This window comes from Erwinia mallotivora, assembly GCF_000590885.1.
Lineage (GTDB): Bacteria > Pseudomonadota > Gammaproteobacteria > Enterobacterales > Enterobacteriaceae > Erwinia > Erwinia mallotivora.
On sequence record NZ_JFHN01000057.1, the window covers coordinates 13,385 to 34,481 of the forward strand.

The following is a 21,097-nucleotide window of genomic DNA, read 5'->3' on the forward strand; positions in this document are numbered from 1 at the left end:
GCACAGTTTTTTTCTCTGCTGACTGGCAGGGGCAGGAGTTAACAATACGATGCCGTCATTGATTCGATACGTTCAGGACAGCCACTATTTCCCGCCGGAAGTGGATGTGGTGGTGATTGGTGCAGGGATTGTCGGGGCCGCCACGGCTTATGAGCTGGCCCGCCAGGGCGTCAGCGTGGTGCTGATTGAAAAGGGGCTGGTGGGCGCGGAACAGTCCAGCCGTAACTGGGGCTGGTGTCGTCAACAGAACCGTGACGAGCGCGAGCTGCCGCTGGTGATCCATGCCCTGCAACGCTGGGGAGAGCTGAATCAGGAAACAGGTGAAGAGCTGGGATTTCGCCGCAGCGGGCTGGTGTATGCCACCGGCAATCAGAGCGAAATCGATGCCTGGGATAACTGGGGAAAGATGGCAAAAAGCTACGGCGTGCGCAGCGATATTCTTACCGCTGAGCAGGCGAAAGCCATGACGCCCGGCAGCACCAGCAGATGGCTGGGGGGCGTCTCTTCACCGAGCGATGGTCATGCGGAACCGTCGCTGGCGGCACCCGGGCTGGCGATAGCGGCACAGCGGCTGGGTGCGCTGGTCTTTCAACAGTGTGCGGTGCGCGGGCTGGATATCTCGGCCGGTCGGGTGAGCGGGGTGATAACCGAACGCGGGACGATCAAAACCCGCCAGGTTGTCTGCGCTGCCGGGGCCTGGACGTCGCTGTTCTGCCGTCGTCACGGTGTGGATTTGCCGCTCGGCAACGTCACCGGCACTGCGTTTCGCACCACCGCAGTGGAACAGGCGATTGCCATGCCGCTGTATACGCCAACTTTTGCCTGTCGTCCGCAGATGGATGGCAGCTATACGGTTTCCATCTCCGGGCGAGGCCGCCTGACGCCGGGCGCACAAAGTTTGCGCTATGCCCGCCAGTTCTGGCCCACCTTTAAAGCACGCCGTAAATACCTGACGCTGTCGCCGGGCATCGCCCCCTTCCTGCGCGGGCCGGAAACCTTCTGCCGCTGGCAGTTTGACCGCCGCTCGCCGTTCGAAGAGGTGCGCATTCTTGACCCGGACGCGGATATGGCGATGGTGCAGGAAGCCATTGAGGCGATGTGTAAAGAGTATCCGGCGCTGCGGGGCATTCGCGCTGAACAGGCGTGGGGCGGCGTGATTGACAGTACGCCGGATGCGATACCGGTGATTTCCCCCGTTGCCCGGCTGCCCGGCCTGATTATCTCCGCAGGCTACAGTGGACACGGCTTCGGTATTGGTCCGGCTGCGGGGCGTCTCGCGGCTGACCTGGTGACCGGCGCGACCCCGATTGTTGATCCCGCGCCATACCGCTATTCGCGGCTGGTTGACGGCTCTGGCCTTGATCTGCCGGGTATGATGTAAGGAGAAAAAATGAAGGTCCCGATGCAGAAAATGAATGAGCAACATCTGGCGCAGGCGGCAGAGCTGACCCGCAGGTTGCAGTGGCCCCACCGTCCTGAAGACTGGCAACAGGCGCTGTCGCTGGGCGAGGGGCGGGTGGCCGAAGTGGATGGCCGCGTGGCGGGCACCATCCTCTGGTGGCGCTGGGGAGAGGCGTATGCCTCGCTGGGACTGGTGATTGTGGCGGATGACATGCAGGGAAAAGGCATTGGCCGCCAGCTGATGCAGACGGCGCTGGAGGCGCTGAAAGGCTGCAACGTGCGGCTCCATGCCACGGAAATGGGCAAAGGGCTGTACGAAAAACTGGGATTTGTCGCCACCGGCTGGGTTGAACAGCATCAGTGTCGTGAACTGCCGCCGGTGGCGGCCATTGCTCCCGCTGAAGATGAAGTGCTGCGCACGGCGAGCTGTGACGATATCGCTACGCTGACTGCGCTTGAGCGACAGGCACACGGTCAGCATCGCCCTGCGCTGATTGCCAGCCTGTTTGACACTGCGCAACGTTTTCTGCTGCTGGAAAAAGCCGGGCGGGTCGTTGGTTTTGCCTGCCAGCGGCGTTTCGGACATGGTCAGGCGATTGGTCCGGTGATTGCGCAGAATGCGCAGCAGGCGAAAGTGCTGGTCAGTCAGCTGCTGAGTGGGCATGACGGTCAGTTTGTGCGCATCGATACCGACAGTCACAGCGGTATCGGCGACTGGCTGAGCAGCGTGGGAATCCCGGAAGTGGACCGTCCCACCACCATGATCCGCGGCGTACCCTGGCAGCCTGACGGCGCACTCTCATTTGGCTTAATGACGCAGGCGATGGCTTGATGACGCTGCTGTATAAATCCAGCGCCGAACGCGGCCAACGCTGGGCTGCCTTACTGGCCGAATGGGCACCGGAGATCGCTTTCCGTCAGTGGCCGGATATCGGCGATCCCCTGCTGGTGGAATATCTGGTGGCCTGGCAGCCGCCGGACAATCTGATGCAACAGTTTCCCAATTTGCGGGTGCTTTTCTCAGTAGGTGCCGGAGCCGATCAGTTCGATTACCACCGTCTGCCGCCTGAACTCCCGGTAGTCAGAATGATCGAGCCGGGGCTGACTCAGGGAATGGTGGAATATATCACCTGGAGCGTGCTGGGGCTGCACCGGGGAATGCCGCGCTATCTGCAACAGCAGCGCCAGCAATGCTGGCTGGAGCAGCCCACTAAACCGGCCTCGCAGTGTCGGGTTGGGGTGATGGGCGTGGGTGAACTGGGTGAAGCCGTGCTGCAACCCCTGGTGCAGTTTGGCTATGACTGCGCGGGCTGGAGCCGTACGCCTAAGCATCTGCCCGGCGTGCGCAGCTTCGCCGGAGAGGAGCAGTTGGCTTCTTTTCTGGCGCGGAGCGATATCCTGATCTGTCTGCTGCCGCTGACCCGTGCCACAGAAAATATCCTTAACGCCAGCCTGTTCAGCCAGCTACCACAGGGCGCCGCGCTGGTCCACGCCGGTCGGGGTGGTCACCTCAATTCGGCCGATCTGCTGGCGGCACTGGAGAGTCAGCAGCTCAGTGCGGCGGTGATCGATGTTACCGATCCGGAACCCCTGCCGGAGGGGCACCCCTTCTGGCTCCATCCGGCCATCTGGCTGACGCCGCACATTGCCAGCCAGACCCGGCCTGAAACTGCGGTGCGCGCACTGCTGGACAATATTCGCCGTTTCGAACGTGGCGAAGCGATGCAGGGCGTGGTGGATCGTTCACGCGGCTACTGAATCGTCGGCCGGGCCTTATCGTCGGCCCTGTCAGCGCCGCCTGAGCGCGGCGAAAATTTAACCCCTGGATTCCATCCGATTTCAACAGTTAATGCTGCTGCCGGAGCCATTACGGCAGCGTGGTATTCCGGCTTATTGCGATACTTGACCCATAAATGTCATACCGATGAGGAACAGAGATGCACAATTTACTGGCTGAGCAGCAGACCTTTTCTGATAACGCGCTGTGGCTGGATGCCCGCGAGGAGCAGGTGCCGCGCGGGGTGGTAACCGCCCATCCCGTGGTGATTGCCAGGGGCAAAGGCGCTGAAGTGTGGGATGTGGAAGGCAATCGCTATCTCGACTTTGTCGCCGGTATCGGCGTGCTGAATGTCGGGCACAATCACCCGCAGGTGGTGGCCGCAGTCAGTCAACAGTTGCAGCAGGTTTCGCACGCCTGCTTTCAGGTAGCGGCCTATCCTGGCTACATTGAGCTGGCAAAACGGCTTAATGCGCTGGTGGGGGCAGGCGAGAAATTTAAAAGCGTATTTTTCACCAGCGGTGCAGAAGCGGTGGAGAATGCGGTGAAGATCGCCCGCTCTTTTACCGGTCGTTCCGGCATTATTGCTTTTGATGGCGCATTTCATGGTCGAACCCTGCTGGGCTGTACCCTGACCGGAATGAGTCAGCCTTATAAACAAAATTTTGGTCCCTTTCCCGGCGATATTTATCGCGTGCCGTTTCCTAATCCATACCGTCAGCTTAGCGAAGCGGATTGTCTGAAGGCGCTGGACACGCTGTTCGCCGTGCAGATTGCCCCGGAGCGCGTGGCGGCAATCATTATCGAACCGGTACAGGGCGACGGCGGTTTCCTGCCTGCGTCGGCAAACTTTATGCAGGCCCTGCGTGAGGTGACCCGCCGTCACGGCATTCTGCTGATTTGCGATGAGGTTCAGACCGGCTTTGGCCGTACCGGCAAGATGTTTGCTTTCCAGCATACCGGCATCGTGCCGGATCTGGTGACGGTGGCAAAAAGCCTGGGAGGGGGTCTGCCGATCTCCGGTGTGGTGGGGAAAGCAGACATTATGGATGCGCCGACGCCAGGCGGGCTGGGCGGCACTTACGGCGGCAATGCGCTGGCCTGTGCGGCATCGCTGGCGGTACTGGATCTGCTTGAATACGGTAACCTGCTGCAACGCGCTGTCGAACTGGGAGAACAACTTCATGCCCGTCTGATTCAGCTGGCTGAAAAATACGCCTGCATTGGTGAAGTGCGCGGTGTGGGGCTGATGCTGGCCGTGGAGATTATCGACTTTGAAAGCGGTGAACCGGATGCTGAGCTGACGCAAAAAATTCTCGACTGTGCCTGTCAGGAAGGGTTGCTGCTGATTAAGTGCGGCGTGCAACGCAATACGGTGCGATTCCTGACGCCGCTGGTGACCAGTGATTCACAGTTGGAAGAAGCGTTGCATATTTTTGATATCGCGCTGGCGAATGCCAGCGGACGGCTGGGCTGATAATTGCTTTCTCATTGATATTACTGCGTTTAAAGATATTTTTTTGCCAGAACCCTGACCGGTAAAACGCTGGCGTCGCTGGCAAAAAGCGTGTTATACCACTGGTATCCGGTGACACTTTGATAACAATGAGGGGCGCTATGAACGGCTTAATGAAACTGGACCGCATCGATATCAACATTCTGGTTCAGCTGCAAAAAGATGGCCGCATCAGTAATGTTAATCTGGCTGATGCGGTTGGACTGTCCCCCAGCCCCTGCCTGCAACGGGTAAAGCGTCTTGAAGCCGCCGGTTTTATTACCGGCTATGAGGCGCATATTAATCTGACCAGAATCACCGACTCGGTTACCGTCTTCACTGAGGTCACCCTTGCCGGTCACCGGCGGGAAGATTTTATGCGCTTCGAAAGTGCTATCCGTGAGGTGGATGAACTGATGGAGTGCCACCTGATCACCGGTGGTTATGACTATCTGCTGCGCTTTATCACCCGCAGTATTGAGCATTATCAGGAAGTGATTGAAGGCCTGCTGGATTCCAGTGTGGGGATCGACAAGTACTTCAGCTATATCGTGATCAAGTCACCGATTTTAAAAAGCAGCGTACCGCTGCGTTCTCTGATTTCACGTCATACCCAGGTTGAAATCTGACGGGCCAGCCGTTCAGCCCCGGTCGTTACCCTGGGTTTTCACAGGCATTAAAAAAGCCCCGACATTTATGTCGGGGCTTTTGTTTTACTGCGAATTACTCCGGGCGGGTTGCTGGCGCAGTCGCCTGATGGGTCGCAGAGTGCCCCCCGGCAGAGCCTTTGCCTGCAAAGTTAAACACCGGCCGCACCCAGTCACTGTGGCGGGGCGGCTCCGGCTGCCAGGCGGGAGCCGGTGCTTTGGTCATCGGTGCCGAGGCATGATATTTAAACGCCGGAGCGGCAGCGCTGGCCTGAATCGGGGCTGCGGGCTGGGCTGGCGGAGCCAGTTCAACAGCTGCGTTCACCTCGGCCGGTGCTTTCACCGCCTCAGAAACAGACTCTTCAGCAGCCGGTTGTGCCGCATCGCTCTGTTCATTCACTGCCTGCTCAACCTCAGCTTGTGCTGATGAAGCAGGAGCCATTGGTTCAGCAATCGTCTCAGACGGTGCACTGGCGACTGGCGCGTGTTGAACTTCAGCTACCGCTTCATCACGGGCCGGAACCGGCGCATGGGGTTCATCAGCCTGCACAGGTGCTGTCGGCTGTACCGGGTCAGCGTTGGCAGTGGTTGCTTCCGTGGCTTCCAGCACATTTTCCGCAGCCAGCTGGCTGGCGACGGCGATTTGCTGTGCGGGCTCTTCTGCCGCAACAGCGGAAGCAATGGCGGTCGGTGCCTCCGCTACCGGCTGCGCGTCGGCCATGACCTCAGTGGCAACGGCCTCGTCGGCAGCAGAAATAACCGCAGGCTGCTCATTGACCGGCACTGAAATTGCTTCACTCGCACTGTCGTCAACCGGGGTTATTACCGGCTGATTTTCCGGCAGTGGAGCAGCCTGGTGAACCGGCTGAGCTTCATCAGACTGCTGGGTTGTCTCTGCGGCTGCGGCAACCGCCACGGCGTCGGCCGTCTCCTGATGGCCATAATCCGGCACAATCGACTGCTCGATTTCACTCTCATCTGCCACCTGGGCGACGGGATACGAGATCCACACTTTACCGGAAGCCATTTCTGGCGACGCAGCAGCAAAGGTCAATGGCATTGGTGATTGCGTTGGGTAACGCTCATCACGGTAACGGCGACGACGCTGTCCACTGACGCGCAGATGGCGCGGTGAACGACGGGAACGACGCGGCATACTGTTGCTGTCGCCTTCCTCCGCCTCAGCCGCGTTTTCAGAGACTGCGGGCTGGGTGACCGGATTTTCAGGTGCAAAGGACCGTGCTGCGGTTTGCTCGGCAGTTTCGATACGCACTTTCTGGTTCAGCTGGCGTGGTTTACGACGCGGCATCACCTGAACCTGTTCTTCACTGGCTTCAGCGGCTTCGTCAGTCCGGCTGACCTCGGTGACTTTTTCTTCCTGCGGCAGCGGACGCTCGTTGCGGCGTCTGCGATCGCCACGACGGGTGGTCTGTTGCTCATCACTCTGCTGCCCGCGAGTGTCTTCAGGCAGTTGTTGATCGTCACGAATGTCACTTTGCGCACTGTTATTGCGTTTATTGCGACGGTTATCTTCCGTTGCGGTATCGCGGTCACGTACCATACGTTCGTTACGATTGCCGTTACGTTCGTTACGCGAGCTGCGATCGTTACTGTTGCGTTCCGCGTTGCGTTCTCCACGGTCGCTGTTACGTGAGTTACGGTTATTCTGACGGCGGTTGCTGCGTTGCTCCTGACGCGGTGCGCTGGTTTCCGCAGCTTTCTCTTCCCCGCTGGTAACAGCTTCTGGCTGCGCGTCAGCTTGTTTTTCACCACTGAAGAAGTTCTTCATGCCTTGCAGTACACGGCTCAACAGACCGGGCTTCGCGGCCACCGTATTTTTAACGGTGGTCTCTGTTTGCACCGGTTGCGAGGCTGTGGTGGTTTCCTGCGGAACAGGGGGTGCATCTGGCATAACAAAGGCAGCCAGCGCAGGCTGTTCAGGGCGTTTGCGCTCGGCGTGTTCTTCCTCAGAAGGGAGGGCCATTTCCGCTTCGTGCAACTTCGGCAGGTGGTAGCTCAGCGTCTGGGTTTCTTCGCCGCTGCGTACGCGCAACACTGAGTAGTGCGGTGTTTCCATCTGATCGTTTGGCACGATGATGGCCCGCACGCCACCCTGACGTTTTTCAATGGCGCTGACGGCTTCACGCTTCTCGTTGAGCAGGTAAGAGGCAATCTGCACCGGGACAATCGCGTGGACCTCTTTGGTGTTCTCTTTCAGCGCTTCTTCTTCAATCAGGCGCAGAATCGACAGCGACAGAGACTCGTTATCACGGATAGTGCCCGTGCCGCTACAGCGGGGACAGACGTGATGGCTCGATTCGCCCAGTGACGGACTGAGGCGCTGGCGGGACATCTCCAGCAGCCCGAAACGGGAGATATGACTGATTTGAATACGCGCACGGTCCTGACGAACCGCCTCACGCAGACGGTTTTCTACCGCCCGCTGATGGCGCACCGGCGTCATATCGATAAAGTCGATGACGATCAGGCCGCCGAGGTCGCGAAGGCGTAGCTGACGAGCTATTTCATCGGCGGCTTCAAGGTTGGTATTAAACGCCGTCTCTTCGATATCGCCACCGCGCGTTGCCCGTGCGGAGTTAATGTCGATCGCGGTCAGTGCCTCGGTGCTGTCGATAACAATCGATCCGCCGGATGGCAGGCGCACTTCGCGCTGGAAGGCAGACTCAATTTGCGATTCGATCTGGTAATGGCTGAACAGCGGAATTTCACCGGTATAAAGCTTAATTTTGCTGCTGAAGTCCGGACGGCCCAGCGCCGCAATATGCTGACGGGCAAGCTCCAGCACTTTCGGGTTATCAATCAGGATCTCACCGATGTCCTGACGCAGATAATCGCGGAAGGCGCGCACAATGACGTTGCTTTCCTGATGGATCAGGAAGGGCGCAGGGCGGCTCTCAGCGGCTTTTTTAATTGCTTCCCAGTGCTTGATGCGGAAGGACAAATCCCATTGCAGCGCGTCGGCTGACTTGCCCACGCCCGCCGTCCGCACGATAAGCCCCATGCCTTCAGGCAGTTCAAGTGAAGACAGGGCTTCTTTCAGCTCGGTGCGATCGTCACCTTCAATCCGCCGCGAAATGCCGCCCGCACGCGGATTATTAGGCATCAGCACCAGGTAGCTGCCCGCAAGGCTGATAAAGGTGGTTAAGGCTGCGCCTTTATTGCCCCGTTCTTCTTTATCGATCTGAACAATCACTTCCTGACCTTCACGCAGCGCATCCTTAATATTGGGACGACCGTGGGAGGCATAGTTAGCGGGAAAGTATTCGCGGGAAATTTCTTTCAGAGGGAGAAAACCGTGTCTTTCAGCACCATAATCAACAAACGCTGCTTCAAGACTGGGTTCAATACGGGTGATCTTGCCTTTATAGATGTTGGCTTTTTTCTGTTCGTGTCCGGGGCTTTCGATATCCAGATCGTACAAACGTTGTCCGTCAACCAGAGCAACACGCAACTCCTCCTGCTGAGTTGCGTTTATCAACATTCTTTTCATCGTAACTTACTCATTATTCTTGCATTAGTGACAAAGCTACGGGCAATAGTAACGCTGGACGTGGTTGACCGATGGCCCCGAGTCTCATCGCAAAGCCGTCACCCTCACGGGTATCGGCAGCTACAGGGGCGCAAATTCTCGGCAGCCTGTTTTTCAACCGGAAAAACAGTGCTTTTAAAAGGAGGGTACCGCCAGTGTAAACCTGAGTGAACCAATCCCGTCTTTCGTCCAGGCTGCAACCCGCAGCCCGCTAAATGCCTGATTACACATTACGTCTTATGCCATTGCTGCGTGTATGGGCTATCAGGCAAAATTTCTTATTACGCAATTTTCTTGTTCACCAGGGTTTAACATGGGAAACAGAAACATTATTCCATTGCTAAGCTTGTGATAGCAAGGTGACTTTTCTCGCTCCGCGAAGTTTATTCCAGCTTTTGGCGCAATTCAGTCAGTTGATTACCTGAATTGGCTGAAAAATGGGCATCAGACTTCAGCAGAGAAGTGCCACGCTTCAGTTAAGCACAGAAAAAGAGGTGGCGCTATTCAGGCGCTCTATTTAGAATCGCGGACCATGAAAACGAATACTCCGGCAGTACAACTGGTGACAATTTCTGCCGATGAGGCAGGGCAGCGTATCGATAATTTTCTGCGTACGCATCTGAAAGGTGTGCCAAAAAGCATGATTTATCGCATTTTGCGTAAGGGCGAAGTGCGGGTTAATAAAGGCCGAATTAAACCAGAATATAAGCTGGAAGCGGGGGATGAGGTGCGTATCCCGCCGGTGAGAGTGGCCGAACGCGAAGATGAGTCGGTTTCTCCGAAGCTTGCGAAAGTGGCGGCGCTGGCACAAGCCATCATCTTTGAAGATGACCATATTCTGGTAATGAACAAACCTTCGGGCACCGCGGTGCATGGGGGCAGTGGGTTGAGTTTTGGCGTTATTGAAGGATTGCGCGCGCTGCGTCCGGATGCCCGCTTCCTTGAACTGGTACATCGTCTGGACCGTGACACATCAGGGATACTCCTGGTCGCTAAAAAACGTTCTGCCCTGCGTTCACTGCATGAGCAGTTACGTGATAAAGGGATGCAGAAGGATTATCTGGCGCTGGTGCGCGGTCGGTGGCCTTCTCACATCAAAGCCGTTCAGGCACCGTTACTGAAAAATATCCTGCAAAGCGGTGAGCGGGTAGTCAGGGTCAGTCAGGAGGGTAAACCTTCCGAAACCCGTTTCAGTGTTGAAGAACGCTATGCCCAGGCCACCCTGGTGAAGGCCAGCCCGGTGACCGGTCGGACTCATCAAATCCGTGTGCATACTCTTCATGCCGGACATCCTATTGCCTTCGACGATCGCTACGGTGAGAAAAGTTTTGATGCCCAGCTGGCGAATACCGGGCTGAAACGTCTTTTCCTGCATGCCCGGGCTCTGCGTTTTACTCATCCCAATACCGGTGAAGTCATGCGGGTGGAAGCGCCCCTTGATGACGAGTTGCAGCACTGTCTGACCGTGTTGCGCAAAGACAGGGATGGCTGAGCCGTTTTAACCTCACCTGATGCGCCAGTTTTCACTGTGATAGTCATCCTGGTACTGTCGTGAGGGTTTGCCAGGGTAGCATCCTGCCACTCAGGCATTGCACTACGGCTCAGTCGCTAACGTTGTCCAGACGAGCCGACGCACAGATAATTAGCAACAACGGCACAAGAAAATAACGCTTCACTTTCCTTTATTTTGCGGACAGGGGATCAATTCCTGCTGCCCGTAACATTTCACACAGCGCAATTAATGGCAGGCCTACCAGCGTATTGGGATCGCGCCCGGTCAGTCGATCAAACAGGGTGATCCCCAGACCTTCACTTTTGAAGCTACCGGCACAATTCAACGGCTGTTCTTTGCGGACATAATGAATAATTTCCGCATCAGTCAATTGACGAAAGTTCACGCTGAAAGGTTCGCAAACGATGTTCAGACGGTTATGACGGCTGTCGAGCAGAGCAAGGCCGGTATAAAAAGTCACGCTGCGACCGCTGGCAAGGCGTAACTGTTGGCAGGCTCGCTCTTCGGTACAGGGTTTGCCGGTTATTTTACCGTCGATGACGCAAACCTGGTCCGAACCGATAATGCAGTGTTGCGGATAAGCATCTGCCAGCGCTCTGGCTTTTTTTTCTGCCAGGCGCATGACCAGATCCGTGGCTGATTCATCCGGTTGCGCAGTTTCATCTACCTCAGGCGCTGCGGTAATAAAGGGAATGCCCAGTTTTGCCAGTAGCAATTTTCTGTAGGGAGACGTGGAGGCCAGAACCAGTTGTGTCATCTTTTTTTCCGGAACAGATAGCGATTATGTGCCGGACATTTTAAACTGTGCGCCGCAGCGGATGCGAATTATTCGGTGAAAGATGCTGTAAAACAGCCTTTTTCTTTGACTCTGCCTCGTGACAAAGTTAATATTCGCGCCCTATGCAAAAAGTAAAATTACCTCTGACACTCGATCCAGTCCGCACCGCGCAGAAGCGCCTTGATTATCAAGGCGTTTATACACCTGACCAAGTGGAGCGTCTTGCTGAATCGGTGGTCATTGTGGACACTGATGTGGATTGCTCCATGTCGTTTGCGATTGATAGCCAGCGTTTAGCCGTGCTGAAAGGTACTGCTGAGGTTTCTGTAACGCTCTCATGTCAACGTTGCGGCCAGCCATTTCCACATCATGTTCACGTAACCTATTGTTTCAGCCCGGTCGTCACTGACGAGCAGGCCGAGGCACTACCGGAGGCGTACGAGCCGGTCGAGGTCAATGAATTTGGCGAAATCGACCTGCTGGCAGTTGTTGAAGATGAACTCATCCTCGCTCTGCCTGTCGTTCCGGTTCATGATTCTGAACACTGTGAAGTGTCCGAGGCGGACATGGTTTTTGGAAAATTGCCTGAAGAGGCAGAAAAACCAAATCCATTTGCCGTATTAGCCAGTTTAAAGCGTAAGTAACAGGAGTAAGGTCCATGGCCGTACAACAGAATAAACCAACTCGTTCCAAACGTGGTATGCGTCGTTCTCATGATGCATTAACTACCACCACTCTTTCCGTAGATAAAGTTTCTGGCGAAACCCATCTGCGTCACCACATCACTGCGGATGGTTATTACCGCGGTCGCAAGGTCATCGTTAAATAATTTCTGGCTTAGCCGGCGATACTTTGACACGACTGACCCTGGCGATAGATGCCATGGGCGGGGACTTCGGTCCCTGCGTAACAGTGCCTGCGGCAATGCAGGCACTGGCTTCTTATTCGCAACTGTATCTTCTTCTGGTCGGTGATCCCGACGCCATCTCGACATCACTTGCCACAGCGGATCCAGCCTTAAGGGCGCGGTTGCAGATTATTCCTGCCGGATCGGTTATTGCCAGTGATGCCAGAGCCTCTCAGGCCATTCGCCATAGCAAAGGCTCTTCAATGCGCATAGCGCTTGAACTGGTTAAAGAGGGACGAGCAGAAGCCTGTATCAGCGCAGGTAATACCGGGGCGCTGATGGGGCTGGCGAAATTATTACTCAGGCCGCTTGAGGGTATCGGGCGGCCGGCACTGATGACGGTGTTGCCAAACCAGCAACAGGGGAAAACCCTGGTGCTGGATTTGGGTGCGAATGTATCGTCAGACAGTGCCATGCTGGTGCAGTTCGCGGTGATGGGCGCAGTGGTTGCAGAAGAGGTCCTTGCCATCCCTTGCCCCCGAGTGGCGCTGCTTAACATCGGTGAGGAAGAGAGCAAAGGGCTGGAAAGTATCCGCGAGGCGGCCGCCGTCCTTCGTGACTTACCAGCAATCAACTACATTGGCTACCTTGAAGGCAACGATCTCCTGACCGGAAAAACGGATGTGCTGGTCTGCGATGGTTTTGTTGGTAACGTTACGCTGAAAACTATGGAAGGCGTGGTCCGGATGTTTCTTTCTCTGCTGAAATCACAGGGAGAAGGTAAAAAAAGAGCCTGGTGGCTGACGCTGGCTGGACGTTTGTTAAAAAAACGTCTCGCCAGACGTTTTGGTCATCTTAACCCGGACCAGTACAATGGTGCCTGTCTGTTAGGCTTGCGCGGGACAGTGATTAAGAGTCACGGTGGTGCGCACCAGCGTGCGTTTCTGGCGGCGATTGAACAGGCAGAGCAGGCGGTGCGGCGGCAGGTTCCTGAGCGAATTGCTGCGCGTCTTCAAGCTGTATTACCTAAGAGTGACTGAGCGGACATGTATACGAAGATTATCGGTACGGGCAGCTATCTGCCTGAACAGGTGCGGACTAACGCCGATCTGGAAAAAATGGTGGATACGTCGGACGAGTGGATTGTCACCCGCACGGGGATCCGTGAACGTCGTATCGCTGGTGCGGATGAAACCGTTGCGTCAATGGGCTTTCATGCTGCGCAACGCGCCCTGGAAATGGCAGGCATTGATCCCAATGATATTGGATTAATCGTGGTTGCAACCACGTCGTCCAGCCATGCCTTCCCCAGCTCAGCCTGTATGATTCAGCAACAGCTGGGCATTAATGATGCCGCAGCTTTCGACCTGGCGGCAGCCTGTGCCGGGTTCACCTATGCGCTGAGCGTTGCCGATCAATACATTAAAAATGGCGCGGTTAAACACGCACTGGTGATTGGTGCTGATGTGCTGGCCCGCACCCTTGATCCTGAGGATCGGGGCACCCTGATTCTGTTTGGCGACGGTGCAGGTGCAGTGGTGCTTGGAGCCAGTGAAGAGCCGGGCATCATTTCGACACATCTGCATGCCGATGGTCGCTACGGGCAGTTACTGACGCTGCCAAATCAGGATCGTCAGCATCCTGAACAGTCTGCCTGGTTAACCATGGCGGGTAACGAAGTCTTTAAGGTTGCGGTTACCGAACTGGCACACATTGTTGATGAAACTTTGCAGGCAAACCAGCTTGATAAAGAGGCAATTGACTGGCTGGTTCCTCATCAGGCAAACCTGAGAATTATCAGTGCCACCGCTCGTAAACTGGGTATGGGTATGGAAAAAGTGGTGGTGACGCTGGACAGGCATGGCAATACGTCTGCCGCTTCCGTCCCCGCTGCGCTGGATGAAGCTGTGCGTGACGGGCGTATTCAACCCGGGCAGTTAATTCTGCTGGAAGCATTTGGTGGCGGTTTCACCTGGGGTTCTGCGCTGGTTCGCTTTTGATTATCAGGATAGAAAAATGACGCAATTTGCAATGGTTTTTCCGGGGCAGGGCTCACAGGCCACCGGTATGCTGGCTGAGCTTGCAGCAGATAATCCGCTGATTGAGCAGGCATTTAGTGAAGCGTCGCAGGCGCTGGGTTACGACCTGTGGGCACTGGTGCAAAAGGGGCCCGCAGAAGAACTGAACAAAACCTGGCAAACCCAGCCCGCGCTGCTGGCTGCATCTGTTGCTATTTTCCGCGTCTGGCAGCAAAAGGGCGGAAAAGCTCCGGCGATACTGGCAGGTCACAGCCTCGGCGAGTATAGTGCGCTGGTTTGTGCCGGGGTGATCAATTTCAGTGACGCTATCAGGCTGGTTGAGTTGCGCGGCAGGCTGATGCAGGAAGCCGTTCCCGCAGGTACTGGTGCGATGCAGGCTATTATTGGCCTTGACGATGCGGCGATTGCTAAAGCCTGTGCAGAGTCTGCACAGGGCCAGGTGGTGTCTCCGGTTAATTTCAATTCGCCAGGTCAGGTGGTCATAGCCGGGAATAAAGAGGCGGTTGAGCGGGCCGGGGCGGCCTGTAAAGCAGCCGGAGCAAAACGTGCTTTGCCATTACCGGTCAGCGTGCCTTCACACTGTGCATTAATGAAGCCCGCCGCTGACCAGCTGGCCGCCGCGCTGGAACAGTTGACGTTTAACACGCCGACAATACCGGTGGTCAACAACGTTGATGTAAAATGTGAAACGTCTCCGGACGCCATTCGTAGTGCGCTGGTGCGCCAGCTTTACAGCCCGGTACGCTGGACGGAGTGTGTGCAATTTATGGCAGATCAGGGTGTTACTTCTCTGTTAGAAGTCGGTCCTGGTAAAGTACTGACCGGCCTGACTAAACGCATTGTTGACACTCTTACTGCCGCTGCGATTAACGATCCCGCCAGCCTGAATGCTGCGCTATGACAGACAGACGAGGATAATGATGAGTTTTGAAGGAAAAATTGCGCTGGTAACCGGCGCCAGCCGTGGCATTGGCCGCGCTATTGCTGAGACCCTGGTGGCGCGTGGTGCGAAAGTGGTGGGAACGGCCACCAGCCAGAGCGGTGCCGATGCGATAAGTGATTATCTTGGTGGGCACGGCAAAGGTCTGCTGCTGAACGTGAATGACAGCGCATCCATCGACAGCGTGTTGGAAAATATTCGCGCTGAGTTTGGTGAAGTGGACATTTTGGTTAATAATGCGGGCATTACGCGTGATAATCTCCTGATGCGTATGAAGGACGATGAGTGGCAGGATATTCTGGACACTAATCTTACTTCTGTATTTCGTCTGTCAAAGGCAGTATTACGCGCTATGATGAAAAAGCGTGCCGGTCGGATTATTACTATCGGCTCTGTTGTAGGCACGATGGGTAATGCGGGGCAGGCGAATTACGCGGCAGCAAAAGCGGGTTTGATTGGTTTCAGCAAATCGCTGGCGCGTGAAATTGCCTCACGCGGTATCACCGTTAATGTTGTTGCACCAGGTTTCATTGAGACAGATATGACTCGTGCGTTAACTGAAGATCAACGTGCGGGCATTCTGGCGGAAGTACCCGCAGGCCGTCTTGGCGGCGCGCAGGAAATCGCCAGTGCAGTTGCATTTTTAGCCTCTGACGAAGCGGCGTACATCACTGGTGAGACGCTGCACGTCAACGGCGGAATGTATATGGTCTGATAATCACGAAAATTATTTGCGTTATTTGCGGTTATTCCCGCAAAATAGCGTTAAATCGTGGTTGGACCAGCCGGGATTTAGTTGCATCTTTTTCAACATTTTATACACTACGAAAACCATCGCGAAAGCGAGTTTTGATAGGAAATTTAATAGTATGAGCACTATCGAAGAACGCGTTAAGAAAATCATTGGCGAGCAGCTTGGCGTTAAGCAGGAAGAAGTTGTTAACACTGCCTCTTTTGTTGAAGATCTGGGCGCTGATTCTCTTGATACCGTTGAGCTGGTCATGGCTCTGGAAGAAGAGTTTGACACCGAGATTCCGGATGAAGAAGCTGAGAAGATCACTACCGTGCAGGCTGCTATTGATTACATCAATGGTCACCAGGCTTAAGTGAGCATCTCCAGGCGGTCTTCTGACCGCCTGAGTTTTATCTGCACTAAATCTCTTTTACCCTCCCTGGAGGATGAACGTGTCTAAGCGTCGTGTAGTTGTGACTGGTCTTGGCATGTTGTCTCCTGTCGGCAATACCGTAGAGTCTACCTGGAATGCTCTTGTTGCCGGACAGAGTGGCATCAGCCTGATCGACCATTTTGATACTAGTGCCTACGCAACGCGATTTGCTGGCTTAGTGAAGGATTTTAATTGTGAAGAGTTCATTTCGCGTAAAGATCAACGCAAAATGGATGCCTTCATTCAATATGGAATTGTGGCTGGCATTCAGGCCATGCAGGATTCCGGTCTGGTTGTTACTGAAGAGAACGCTTCCCGTATTGGTGCCGCTATCGGATCGGGTATCGGTGGCCTTGGTCTGATCGAAGACAATCACTCTGCATTACTCAATGGCGGCCCACGGAAGATGAGCCCGTTCTTTGTGCCCTCTACCATTGTGAATATGATTGCAGGCCATCTGACCATCATGTTCGGTATGCGCGGTCCAAGCATTGCGATATCAACGGCCTGTACAACAGGTGTGCATAACATTGGCCAGGCGGCCCGCATGATTGCCTACAACGATGCCGACGTGATGCTGGCGGGTGGGGCCGAGAAAGGCAGTACACCGCTGGGCATAGGTGGCTTCGGTGCTGCGCGTGCCCTGTCAACCCGCAATGACGATCCGCAGGCGGCCAGCCGTCCGTGGGACAAAGATCGTGATGGTTTTGTGCTGGGTGACGGTGCCGGGATTGTCGTTCTTGAAGAGTATGAACACGCCAAAAAACGCGGTGCGAAAATCTACGCTGAGCTGGTGGGTTTTGGCATGAGCAGCGATGCATGGCATATGACATCACCGCCGGAAAACGGCGCGGGTGCCGCGCTGGCAATGGAAAACGCACTGAAAGATGCGCAACTGTCGCCAGAGCAGATTGGTTATGTCAACGCACACGGTACTTCGACTCCTGCCGGAGATAAAGCAGAAGCTCAGGCGGTAAAATCTGTTTTTGGAGCCAGTGCTGACAGAATTATGGTCAGTTCGACCAAATCGATGATCGGTCACCTTTTAGGGGCGGCTGGTGCCGTTGAATCAATTTTTTCGATTCTTTCCCTGCGTGATCAGGTTATTCCACCAACCATTAATCTGGACAACCCGGATGAAGGTTGTGATCTGGATTTTGTACCGCACACAGCGCGACAGGTTACAGGTCTGGAGTACACGCTGTGTAACTCCTTCGGTTTCGGTGGAACTAACGGTTCATTGATTTTCCGTAAAATCTGACAACTGCTGTTCACCTCGTCTGCTATGCCCGTCATCTCTCTGACGGGCATTTTTTTAGCGCGGGTATGCTGCTGCGCAGTCAGGCGATGGCACACTTTCCCTGCCACCGCGCGAGAGTGAGACAACCTCCGCTGCTGCCGTTTCATCTCCATACACTTCTCAACGGCCAACGGGATGAATCATGGCGCTATTGCAGGTAATCTCAGGCGTGAGAAAAAGTTTATCTGGGAGAGATGGCGGTGTGGATAAATGGTCAACCACAGGAGTATGTGGCGGCAGGCGATCGTGCGGTGCAGTTTGGCGACGGATGCTTTACCACGGCACGGGTTATCAGCGGGAAGATCATGGCGTTGGAGGCACATCTCCAGCGGCTGGCGCTGGGCTGTGAACGATTGCAAATCCGCTCACCAGACTGGGTAGCGCTGCGTCATGAAATGCTTGTCGCCGCCAGCACCCGCAGCGACGCAGTATTGAAAGTGATTATTTCGCGTGGACAGGGAGGTCGCGGTTACAGCGCGCTGGGATGTGGTCACCCAGGCCGCATTCTGATGCTCTCTGATTATCCTGCTCATTATCATCGGCTGAGGCAAACGGGTGTAAAGCTGACGCTCAGTAGCATCCGACTCGGACGTAATCCGTTGCTGGCGGGCATTAAGCATCTCAACCGGCTGGAACAGGTATTGATCCGCGCAGAGCTTGACCAGACTGATGCTGACGAGGCGCTGGTGCTTGACACTGACGGTATGCTGGTGGAATGCTGTGCGGCGAATTTATTCTGGCGCACGGGAGAGCAGGTTTTCACGCCTGTCCTGACTGATTCGGGTGTCAAGGGCATCCAGCGACAGCAGGTCATCTCCTTACTGTCCGAACAGGGCATCAGCGTGCATGAAGTCAGACGGCCGCCGGAGGTGCTGGCAGAGGCTGATGAACTTTTCATTACCAATGCGTTGATGCCGGTTTTACCGGTCGCACAGATTGACCAGAAAACGTATTGTGCCAGGCAACTTTTCAACCTGATCCAGGCCCGGAGCTCACAAGGATTTTTATGATCGCCAAAAAAAAGATTTTCGCCGGGATAATCGTTGTCGTGGTGCTGGCAGTCGCTTACAGCTACTGGCAGATTAAAAAGTTTGCTCAGTCACCTTTGTCGATTAATCAGGAAACCATTTTTACCCTGCCAGCCGGATCGGGACGGGTGGTGCTGGAAGCAGAACTTAACCGGCAAAAAATCGTGCCTCAGTCGCTCTGGTTTGGCTGGCTGCTGAAGCTGGAGCCAGCGCTGGCGAAATTCAAAGCGGGAACCTATCGCTTTGCACCCGGCATGAATGTCCGCCAGATGCTGGAGCTGCTGGCCAGCGGTAAAGAGGCGCAGTTTCCGCTACGTTTTGTGGAAGGCACAAAGATGAAAGAATGGCTGGCGGAACTGCGTGCGGCACCCTATATAAAACACACGCTGGCCGATGACAAACTGACGACAGTGGCAAAGGCGCTGGATTTACAGGAACAGGACGTTGAAGGCTGGTTCTGGCCTGATACCTATTCTTATACCGCCAATACCACGGATGTGGTGATCCTCAACCGTGCGCACCAGCGGATGATCAAACTGGTGGAGAAACTGTGGGCCGAAAGGGCGGAAGGTTTACCCTATAAAGATCAGAACGATTTGGTGACGATGGCATCTATCGTTGAAAAAGAAACCGCGCTCAGTGATGAACGCAGTAAAGTTGCATCGGTATTTATTAATCGTCTGCGGCTGGGGATGCGCCTGCAAACCGATCCCACCGTCATTTACGGGCTGGGCGACAGCTACACCGGTACGCTGACCCGCAAAGATCTTGAAACACCCGGCGCATACAACACCTATATGATTGCCGGTATGCCACCGGGTCCGATTGCCATGCCCGGTAAAGCCTCGCTGGAAGCAGCAGCGCATCCGCTAAAAACTGACTTTCTCTATTTTGTGGCGGATGGCAAAGGCGGACATACCTTTACCACTAATCTTGCCAGTCATAATCAGGCCGTGCAGGCCTGGCGTCGGGGTCTGAAGGAAAAAAATGCACGGTAAATTTATTGTTATTGAAGGCCTTGAAGGGGCAGGTAAAACCACGGCGCGAGATGTGGTCGTCACCACACTTCAGCAGCAGGGTATCAGCGATATCGTCTTTACCCGCGAGCCTGGCGGCACGCCGCTGGCAGAAAAACTGCGTGAGCTGATCAAGCAGGGCATGGCGGATGAGCCGGTCACCGACAAAGCGGAGCTGCTGATGCTCTATGCGGCGCGGGTGCAACTGGTAGAGAACGTTATCAAACCTGCTCTGGCAAGAGGAAGCTGGGTAGTCGGTGACCGGCACGATCTCTCTTCTCAGGCTTATCAGGGCGGCGGTCGTGGCATGGACACCGGCCTGATGCAGCAACTTAAACAGAGCGTGCTGGGGGACTTTGCGCCTGACATGACGCTTTATCTGGATGTGACGCCGGAAATCGGATTGCAGCGCGCCAGAGCGCGCGGTGAGCTGGATCGTATTGAGCGTGAATCGCTTAATTTCTTCAGCCGCACCCGTGAACGCTATCTGGCACTGGCGGCCAGCGATGCCCGTATTAAGACCATTGACGCTACCCGGCCCGTCGACCAGGTTTCTGCGGCTGTCATCCGGACCGTACAGCAGTGGCTCCGGGAACAGCAGTGAACTGGTATCCGTGGCTGAATCAACCCTATCGGCAGATTATCGCCTGGCACCAGCAGGGGCGGGCTCATCATGCTTTGCTACTTCATGGTTTGCCCGGCATGGGAGATGCCTCGCTGGTATGGGGGATCAGCCGCTGGCTGATGTGCCAACAGCGCGACGGGCTGAAAAGCTGCGGTCAGTGCCATGCCTGTCAGCTGATGCAGGCCCATACCCATCCTGACTGGTATCAACTCAGTGCGGAAAAAGGGAAAAGCGCGCTGGGAATTGATGCTGTTCGCAGCGTGACAGAAAAACTCTACCATCATGCGCAGCAGGGTGGGGCTAAAATCGTCTGGCTGACCGATGCCTCACAGTTGACAGAAGCGGCGGCCAATGCCCTGCTTAAAACGCTGGAAGAACCGCCAAAGAACTGCTGGTTTATACTGTGTTGCCAGCGTCCTGCAAAGCTTCCGGCGACCCTTCGCAGCCGCTGTTTCAGCTTTCACCTGGCGGTCCCTGACGAGAAACAGAGTCTCGGCTGGTTGCAAAAACAGACGGCGGAAACTGAGCAGAACCTGGTCAGTGCACTGCGCCTGAGTGGCGGTGCGCCCGCAGCGGCGCAACAACTGCTGGAAGAGAAAACCTGGTCAGCCCGCCAGACGCTGTGCGATGCACTGCCGGTGGCACTCCGTGGCGATATGCTGACATTACTGAGCGTACTTAACCACGACGATGTGCTGCAACGCACCGGCTGGCTTTGCGCCATACTGGTCGATGCCCTGAAATGGCAGCAAGGGGGCGGCAGGTTTATTACCAGTGTGGACCAGCAATCGCTGATTGCTGAGATGGCGGTGCGACTGCCCGCCAGTGTGCTGGATGAAAGCGTCCGGTTATGGATGGCCTGCCGTGAACGGCTCGGCGTGCCGGCCATTAACCGGGAACTGATACTGACTGACCAGTTGTTAAGTTGGGAGGCGATGCTGCTTTCCCGGCGGGATGGTTCACCTGATTAGAGAA

Annotated in this window: 20 protein-coding genes; 18 read left to right on the top strand and 2 right to left on the bottom strand. The window is 55.5% G+C overall.

Annotated elements, in window-relative coordinates:
- Window positions 1-49 precede the first annotated feature (49 nt).
- The 5 genes from BG55_RS15280 to BG55_RS15300 all read left to right on the top strand — a co-directional run bounded on the left by BG55_RS15280 (window position 50) and on the right by BG55_RS15300 (window position 5,302).
- Complete coding sequence (locus BG55_RS15280) at window positions 50-1,381, top strand: NAD(P)/FAD-dependent oxidoreductase (RefSeq protein ID WP_034939264.1); 1,332 nt, start codon at window positions 50-52, stop codon at window positions 1,379-1,381.
- A 9-nt stretch (window positions 1,382-1,390) separates the two neighbouring features.
- A complete protein-coding gene (locus BG55_RS15285; protein WP_052018892.1) occupies window positions 1,391-2,233 on the top strand; it encodes a GNAT family N-acetyltransferase in 843 nt (280 codons plus the stop codon).
- A complete protein-coding gene (locus BG55_RS15290) occupies window positions 2,233-3,159 on the top strand; it encodes a 2-hydroxyacid dehydrogenase (protein WP_034939267.1) in 927 nt (308 codons plus the stop codon). Before BG55_RS15285 ends, BG55_RS15290 begins: the two co-directional genes overlap by 1 nt.
- A gap of 179 nt (window positions 3,160-3,338) precedes the next feature.
- Entirely contained in the window at window positions 3,339-4,655 is a 1,317-nt protein-coding gene (gabT, locus tag BG55_RS15295; protein ID WP_034939270.1) for a 4-aminobutyrate--2-oxoglutarate transaminase, read from the top strand.
- Window positions 4,656-4,795: 140 nt separating this feature from the next.
- On the top strand, window positions 4,796-5,302 hold the full coding sequence (locus tag BG55_RS15300) for an Lrp/AsnC family transcriptional regulator (RefSeq protein WP_034939272.1): 507 nt from the start codon (window positions 4,796-4,798) through the stop codon (window positions 5,300-5,302).
- Between the two features lie 94 nt (window positions 5,303-5,396).
- Here the strand turns inward: BG55_RS15300 and rne are convergent, their stop codons facing one another.
- Window positions 5,397-8,831, bottom strand: a complete 3,435-nt coding sequence (gene rne / locus BG55_RS15305; protein WP_034939275.1) for a ribonuclease E — start codon at window positions 8,829-8,831, stop codon at window positions 5,397-5,399.
- Between the two features lie 571 nt (window positions 8,832-9,402).
- On the opposite strand from rne, the gene rluC reads away from it, so the two are divergent.
- On the top strand, window positions 9,403-10,362 hold the full coding sequence (gene rluC, locus BG55_RS15310; protein ID WP_034939278.1) for a 23S rRNA pseudouridine(955/2504/2580) synthase RluC: 960 nt from the start codon (window positions 9,403-9,405) through the stop codon (window positions 10,360-10,362).
- Between the two features lie 190 nt (window positions 10,363-10,552).
- Here the strand turns inward: rluC and BG55_RS15315 are convergent, their stop codons facing one another.
- A complete protein-coding gene (locus BG55_RS15315) occupies window positions 10,553-11,140 on the bottom strand; it encodes a Maf family protein (RefSeq protein ID WP_034939280.1) in 588 nt (195 codons plus the stop codon).
- A 143-nt stretch (window positions 11,141-11,283) separates the two neighbouring features.
- Between BG55_RS15315 and yceD the strand changes: the two genes are divergently transcribed.
- The 12 genes from yceD (at window position 11,284) to holB (ending at window position 21,093) form a co-directional block, all read left to right on the top strand.
- Complete coding sequence (yceD, locus tag BG55_RS15320; RefSeq protein WP_034939283.1) at window positions 11,284-11,805, top strand: 23S rRNA accumulation protein YceD; 522 nt, start codon at window positions 11,284-11,286, stop codon at window positions 11,803-11,805.
- 14 nt (window positions 11,806-11,819) lie between these two features.
- Complete coding sequence (gene rpmF / locus BG55_RS15325) at window positions 11,820-11,990, top strand: 50S ribosomal protein L32 (RefSeq protein ID WP_034939285.1); 171 nt, start codon at window positions 11,820-11,822, stop codon at window positions 11,988-11,990.
- Between the two features lie 23 nt (window positions 11,991-12,013).
- Window positions 12,014-13,048 (top strand): phosphate acyltransferase PlsX, encoded by a 1,035-nt coding sequence (gene plsX / locus BG55_RS15330; protein ID WP_034939288.1) that lies wholly within the window; start codon window positions 12,014-12,016, stop codon window positions 13,046-13,048.
- 6 nt (window positions 13,049-13,054) lie between these two features.
- A complete protein-coding gene (locus tag BG55_RS15335; RefSeq protein WP_034939291.1) occupies window positions 13,055-14,008 on the top strand; it encodes a beta-ketoacyl-ACP synthase III in 954 nt (317 codons plus the stop codon).
- 16 nt (window positions 14,009-14,024) lie between these two features.
- Entirely contained in the window at window positions 14,025-14,948 is a 924-nt protein-coding gene (fabD, locus tag BG55_RS15340) for an ACP S-malonyltransferase (RefSeq protein WP_034939293.1), read from the top strand.
- A 19-nt stretch (window positions 14,949-14,967) separates the two neighbouring features.
- Window positions 14,968-15,702 (top strand): 3-oxoacyl-ACP reductase FabG, encoded by a 735-nt coding sequence (gene fabG / locus BG55_RS15345; RefSeq protein WP_034939327.1) that lies wholly within the window; start codon window positions 14,968-14,970, stop codon window positions 15,700-15,702.
- A gap of 154 nt (window positions 15,703-15,856) precedes the next feature.
- Complete coding sequence (gene acpP / locus BG55_RS15350) at window positions 15,857-16,093, top strand: acyl carrier protein (RefSeq protein ID WP_004157115.1); 237 nt, start codon at window positions 15,857-15,859, stop codon at window positions 16,091-16,093.
- 79 nt (window positions 16,094-16,172) lie between these two features.
- The gene (fabF, locus tag BG55_RS15355; RefSeq protein ID WP_034939330.1) at window positions 16,173-17,414 is read left to right on the top strand and encodes a beta-ketoacyl-ACP synthase II; all 1,242 of its coding nucleotides are present in this window, start codon (window positions 16,173-16,175) and stop codon (window positions 17,412-17,414) included.
- 233 nt (window positions 17,415-17,647) lie between these two features.
- Window positions 17,648-18,463, top strand: coding sequence for an aminodeoxychorismate lyase (pabC, locus tag BG55_RS15360; protein WP_034939296.1), 816 nt, complete (start codon window positions 17,648-17,650; stop codon window positions 18,461-18,463).
- Window positions 18,460-19,479 carry a cell division protein YceG gene (gene yceG / locus BG55_RS15365; RefSeq protein WP_034939298.1) on the top strand — a complete coding sequence of 340 codons (1,020 nt, stop codon included), beginning with the start codon at window positions 18,460-18,462 and terminating at the stop codon, window positions 19,477-19,479. Before pabC ends, yceG begins: the two co-directional genes overlap by 4 nt.
- Window positions 19,469-20,101 (top strand): dTMP kinase, encoded by a 633-nt coding sequence (gene tmk, locus BG55_RS15370; RefSeq protein WP_034939301.1) that lies wholly within the window; start codon window positions 19,469-19,471, stop codon window positions 20,099-20,101. The genes yceG and tmk overlap by 11 nt, the downstream gene beginning before the upstream one ends.
- Entirely contained in the window at window positions 20,098-21,093 is a 996-nt protein-coding gene (holB, locus tag BG55_RS15375; protein WP_034939304.1) for a DNA polymerase III subunit delta', read from the top strand. The genes tmk and holB overlap by 4 nt, the downstream gene beginning before the upstream one ends.
- Window positions 21,094-21,097: the final 4 nt, after the last annotated feature.

Excerpts from the sequence above, each read along its gene's own strand:
- BG55_RS15280 (WP_034939264.1), top strand. The coding sequence starts at position 50 with ATGCCGTCATTGATTCGATACGTTCAGGACAGCCACTATTTCCCGCCG.
- BG55_RS15285 (WP_052018892.1), top strand. The coding sequence starts at position 1,391 with ATGAAGGTCCCGATGCAGAAAATGAATGAGCAACATCTGGCGCAGGCG.
- BG55_RS15290 (WP_034939267.1), top strand. The coding sequence starts at position 2,233 with ATGACGCTGCTGTATAAATCCAGCGCCGAACGCGGCCAACGCTGGGCT.
- gabT (WP_034939270.1), top strand. The coding sequence starts at position 3,339 with ATGCACAATTTACTGGCTGAGCAGCAGACCTTTTCTGATAACGCGCTG.
- BG55_RS15300 (WP_034939272.1), top strand. The coding sequence starts at position 4,796 with ATGAACGGCTTAATGAAACTGGACCGCATCGATATCAACATTCTGGTT.
- rne (WP_034939275.1), bottom strand. The coding sequence starts at position 8,831 with ATGAAAAGAATGTTGATAAACGCAACTCAGCAGGAGGAGTTGCGTGTT.
- rluC (WP_034939278.1), top strand. The coding sequence starts at position 9,403 with ATGAAAACGAATACTCCGGCAGTACAACTGGTGACAATTTCTGCCGAT.
- BG55_RS15315 (WP_034939280.1), bottom strand. The coding sequence starts at position 11,140 with ATGACACAACTGGTTCTGGCCTCCACGTCTCCCTACAGAAAATTGCTA.
- yceD (WP_034939283.1), top strand. The coding sequence starts at position 11,284 with ATGCAAAAAGTAAAATTACCTCTGACACTCGATCCAGTCCGCACCGCG.
- rpmF (WP_034939285.1), top strand. The coding sequence starts at position 11,820 with ATGGCCGTACAACAGAATAAACCAACTCGTTCCAAACGTGGTATGCGT.
- BG55_RS15335 (WP_034939291.1), top strand. The coding sequence starts at position 13,055 with ATGTATACGAAGATTATCGGTACGGGCAGCTATCTGCCTGAACAGGTG.
- fabD (WP_034939293.1), top strand. The coding sequence starts at position 14,025 with ATGACGCAATTTGCAATGGTTTTTCCGGGGCAGGGCTCACAGGCCACC.
- fabG (WP_034939327.1), top strand. The coding sequence starts at position 14,968 with ATGAGTTTTGAAGGAAAAATTGCGCTGGTAACCGGCGCCAGCCGTGGC.
- acpP (WP_004157115.1), top strand. The coding sequence starts at position 15,857 with ATGAGCACTATCGAAGAACGCGTTAAGAAAATCATTGGCGAGCAGCTT.
- pabC (WP_034939296.1), top strand. The coding sequence starts at position 17,648 with ATGGCGGTGTGGATAAATGGTCAACCACAGGAGTATGTGGCGGCAGGC.
- yceG (WP_034939298.1), top strand. The coding sequence starts at position 18,460 with ATGATCGCCAAAAAAAAGATTTTCGCCGGGATAATCGTTGTCGTGGTG.
- tmk (WP_034939301.1), top strand. The coding sequence starts at position 19,469 with ATGCACGGTAAATTTATTGTTATTGAAGGCCTTGAAGGGGCAGGTAAA.